Source organism: Schlesneria sp. (assembly GCF_036405755.1).
GTDB lineage: Bacteria > Planctomycetota > Planctomycetia > Planctomycetales > Planctomycetaceae > Schlesneria > Schlesneria sphaerica.
Genome location: NZ_DASWWZ010000031.1, coordinates 1 through 4,161, shown reverse-complemented (window position 1 = coordinate 4,161; position 4,161 = coordinate 1). Strand labels below are relative to the sequence as shown.

Below are 4,161 nucleotides of genomic sequence, written 5' to 3'. Positions count from 1 at the left end.
ACTTGAATGACGACGAAGTAGTCCTCGCCCGGTTTCGGATCTTTTGGATCCGCCCAGGCACTGAAACTCCCTTTCGTCTGGGCATACCCCGGTACACGGACGTTGGGAACTCCCACAGAGTTTCCGTCCCCCTCGCCTTCTCCCCCTTCGCCCTGGCCCCCCAATCCGACTCGCATTGATTCCGCGATATCGCCTTGTTTTCCTATAGAGTCGAGGACCTTGGACAAGTCGGACGTCTGGAGCGGAGCCGCCTCACCGGCTTCCGCTCCTTCACCTGCCACCTCGGTCTCGAGGATGACATCAGCGGCGAATTCGTCCCCTGTTCCATTTGTCCCAAAAATGCTCGAAACCTCTTGTGTCGTGACCTGCGAAACCAGAATGCAGGCCAGAATCACCAGGATGACCGCATGGATCCCAAGCGATGTTACAATCCCGATCAAGCCTTGTTTCGAGATCCAGTGCGTTTCCTCCTGATCCTTCGATGGCTTATCCACCTTCACGATTGCTGTCTTCGGATTCACTCGCTGCCCCGGTAACGGGGGAATAACCGGCTTCAGAACTGTTGCACCCAGCGGCGGAATCGAACCAGAATCATGCGAGGGAACCTGTTTGCCCTTATCCTCCCGCATCTTCTGGTCACGGCGAGTCGAGAACCACGCGGGGACATTCTCAGGGGGATCGGCCAGTGACGGAGTTCCCTTCTCTGGCCGTTGAGGCCCATCACTCGATTGAATGGTCTCTCCGGCCATGGATCATTGCCTTGAGGGAAAGTACGGGGGGATGAAAACGATTTCGATTAATCCAGACGGCATCGGCGGTGAAACCCGCACGATTATACATCGTCCAAGTCTTAAAGACCGAACAATATTTTAGATGTTGTGACTCGTATCAGTCTCAGCAATTCTTGATTGTGGAAATTTGTCCAGAATTTGTCCCAGAGGTTTATTTCATCAGGGGTTCGATCTCAAAGTCGTCCTGATTTCAAACTGGACTGCAGCGACTTCTCTGTCGGAACGATTAGAATCGAAGGCTCAAGGCAACCTAATCAGTCTGAGGTTTTTATTCGCCATTTGGGATTCCTGACTGAAGAGTCACTGCCAATGGAATGCCATACAAGCGGGAAATCCCGACGTTGGTGGCCGAGCTGCTTCGCAATAGGAACAAAATGTCAGAAATTGAACGAATCGGCGTCACTCGCCGCTGGTCAGATGTCGTAATCCATGGTGGCACCGCCTATTTCGTCGAAGTTGCGGACGATCCGCAGCAGGATGTCGCAGGTCAGGTCGCCCAAATCCTCGCGCAAATTGACGCTCGTCTGGCTCTGTTTGGAAGTGACCGAAAGGATCTTCTCCAGGTCCTCATTTATCTGGCTGACCTGACGGACGGACCGGCACTGAACGAACTTTGGGACAATTGGGTTCCGGAAGGCCATGCTCCCGCGCGGGCGTGTGTCCAGGCAGCATTGTCTCCTGGGTATCGAGTCGAAATGGTCATCACGGCCGCAGCTCGACGGTCAAGGGGCTGAGATCCGGTTGTACCAGATATCGGCCAGTCCAATTGCCAGTAGCCCAAGACTCACAACGGCATTCACATTGAAAAAGGCGATATTCACTTTCGTGAGGTCCGCGGGCGTCACGAGTGAATGCTCGTAGAGCAACAAACCCGATACCGCGATGATACCGACGAGGAACGGCATTCCCAGCCCGCCGAAGTGCCAGACGGCAAACAAGCTGGCAATGGTCAAGAGGTGGCTGATTAACGCAATTCGCAGCGCCGTCCTGATTCCCCAGCGGGATGGAATGCTGAACAGGTTCCGTTCGCGGTCGTAATCGGCATCCTGGCACGCGTACAGAATGTCGAAGCCACCAACCCAGAAGAAGATTACCGCAGACAACAGTGCGGGAATGACGGCCACTTCCCCTCGGATCGCAATCCAGGCCGCCAGAGGGGAAAGCATGAGCGCCGCCGAGAGCCAGTAATGGCACAGCACCGTAAATCGCTTCGCGTACGAGTAGCCCATCAGAAACAATAACACGGGAACGGATAGACGCAGTGGCCAGGGGTTGGGCAGGAACAGCAGTGTCGAGGCTACAAACCCGGCCGAGCTGACCAGCGTAAAAAGGACAACGGTCGACAGCTTCAGCAGTCCCGCAGGGAGATGCCGTTTTTGTGTGCGGGGATTCTCGGCGTCGAATTTGCGATCAACGATCCGATTGAACGCCATCGCTGCCGAACGGGCAAAGATCATGCAAAGCACAATCCCCAAGAGGTGCACCCACGAGAACGGACTGTCCGGCATCCGCCAGGCCAGAGCTGCTGAGAGCAGGGCAAAGGGCAAAGCGAACACGGTGTGACTGAACCGGATCAGTTCCAGCAGATGGCGAATTTGAGACAACATGCAATCACGCGAAATAAAATTCTCTGAACTCATCAACAACAGGCGAGGGTCGGATTCAAAAGCCCGTAACGTCCGCCGCACAGCAGGCGGAATTCTGCACCACTCGTTCCCCGCCTGACTTCACGGCACTTTCGCCCGGAACGAAGCTCCTGCTGCGACAGTCGCCTTGGAATTCTATGACATCAGCTCGATTCGACCATATCAACAACACGTCGATACGCGGAAATCGTCTGCTCGGCGGCCGCGGATGAATCCGGCCAGGGGAGCGCCTCGGCCGAGAGATATCCGGCGTAATGAATGTCTTTCAGCGATTTCGCAATCGGTGCATAGTCAATGTGACCGCATCCGGCTGGTCGTCGATTGGAATCCACAAAATGGATATGCCCGATCCACCGACCTCCACGCGTGAGTGCCGCAGCTAAGTCACGCTCCTCGATGTTCATATGGAACAGATCAGCCAACAGGCGGACATTGTTAGTGGCAAGCGATTCCATCAATTCCACGCCCGCATCGACCGTATTCAACAGATTGGTTTCGTACCGGTTCAGTGGTTCATAGATCAGTGGCACACCGTATCCCCTCGCGTGTTCCCCCAATACATTGAGCCCTTCACGAAGCCAGTCAATCGCCTGTTCTTTCGAGACGCCCTCTCCCCATCGCCCCTGCATGGAACCAATGATGGCCGGCGCCTGATGAACTCCGCCAAAGTCGACCATCGAACGGATGAAGTCGATGGCCCGCTTACGGACATCCGCATCGGGACTGGTCAGGCTGAGTTTGTGTTTGACCCACCCGGCTCCGGTCCCCACTGCAGCCAGACGAAGCTGATGTGTCGACAGCAGCTTCCCGAGTGTTTCCCGTGAGACCGCATCTGGTCCCGGCGCGAAAAGTTCGATCGCATCAAACCCAAGTCGTTTGGCCTGAGCACAAGCAGCCGGAAGGTCGTCCCAAAAAACAAAGGGGCCCCCATTGGCTTCAGCAACCAGACTCACAGTGACGGCAGAAAGGGGCATAACGAATCCCGATAAGGATGAACTTCGAACCACGCCGCCACCCGATCCACATCAAGGCAGCTCTTCCATTCCACACCGCAGACGCAGGACAGGACCGGGTGTTCCGCAATGCATCTCACTGCAACCGCCAGTCGCCCGACCAACCCGCGAAGAGCTCGCACAATTCGCCCGCCGTTCCCCAACGCATCCTGCGGCGTCTGTCGAGCCTGCTACGTGAGCCGCTCCAGCCAGGCAGGCGTGTTGATTACTTCACTGATAAACATCTGCTGAGCGCACAACGTGGCTCGGTGCAGTTCCTCTGCGGTCACGGATCCCGCAGCGTTTTGAACGGCCAGGGTTCCCGTCGCATCCGAGAGGAACTCGACCTGATACCCATTGTGCATCGCCTGTCGGGCCGTCGTGTCGCAGCACATATGGGTCATGTAGCCACAAATCGAAATCGTGTCGATTCCCGACTGCTTCAACCAATCCTCAAGTCCGGTCCCGGTAAAACTACCGGGCAACGTCTTGTCGATCAGCAGACTGGAAGGACGACGAGCCACCTCGGGATGCAGTTCCCATTCCGCCGATCCCTTCCGGAAGAAGGGCGAGTCAGGCTCGGTCTGGTGATGCCGAACAACGACCGTGGGAACACTCTTTCTGGCCGCTTCATCCATCACTTTCAGGATCTGTTCAAGGTGTCCCGCCGGATGGGTGATCGGCAAGGCTCCTGTGAAGTACTCATTCTGCACATCGATTACCAGCAATGCT

Annotated in this window: 5 protein-coding genes; 1 reads left to right on the top strand and 4 read right to left on the bottom strand. The window is 56.0% G+C overall.

The annotated features are described in order from the left end of the window. A partial coding sequence (locus VGE80_RS01045; RefSeq protein ID WP_440591358.1) for a hypothetical protein occupies positions 1-749 on the bottom strand: 749 nt, incomplete at its 3' end. A gap of 416 nt (positions 750-1,165) precedes the next feature. On the opposite strand from VGE80_RS01045, the gene VGE80_RS01040 reads away from it, so the two are divergent. Then, positions 1,166-1,525, top strand: coding sequence for a RidA family protein (locus tag VGE80_RS01040; RefSeq protein WP_440591357.1), 360 nt, complete (start codon positions 1,166-1,168; stop codon positions 1,523-1,525). On the opposite strand, the gene VGE80_RS01035 is transcribed toward VGE80_RS01040, so the two are convergent. The 3 genes from VGE80_RS01035 to VGE80_RS01025 form a co-directional block, all read right to left on the bottom strand. After that, positions 1,514-2,398 (bottom strand): UbiA-like polyprenyltransferase, encoded by an 885-nt coding sequence (locus VGE80_RS01035; RefSeq protein ID WP_440591356.1) that lies wholly within the window; start codon positions 2,396-2,398, stop codon positions 1,514-1,516. The genes VGE80_RS01040 and VGE80_RS01035 overlap by 12 nt on opposite strands. 182 nt (positions 2,399-2,580) lie before the next feature. After that, the gene (locus VGE80_RS01030; RefSeq protein ID WP_440591355.1) at positions 2,581-3,411 is read right to left on the bottom strand and encodes a TIM barrel protein; all 831 of its coding nucleotides are present in this window, start codon (positions 3,409-3,411) and stop codon (positions 2,581-2,583) included. A 209-nt stretch (positions 3,412-3,620) separates the two neighbouring features. Then, the coding region (locus VGE80_RS01025) for a cysteine hydrolase family protein (protein WP_440591354.1) at positions 3,621-4,161 on the bottom strand (541 nt) is incomplete at its 5' end.

What these genes read in the sequence shown, in the direction of transcription:
- VGE80_RS01040 (WP_440591357.1), top strand. Translation starts at nt 1,166, where the DNA reads ATGTCAGAAATTGAACGAATCGGCGTCACTCGCCGCTGGTCAGATGTC.
- VGE80_RS01035 (WP_440591356.1), bottom strand. Translation starts at nt 2,398, where the DNA reads ATGTTGTCTCAAATTCGCCATCTGCTGGAACTGATCCGGTTCAGTCAC.
- VGE80_RS01030 (WP_440591355.1), bottom strand. Translation starts at nt 3,411, where the DNA reads ATGCCCCTTTCTGCCGTCACTGTGAGTCTGGTTGCTGAAGCCAATGGG.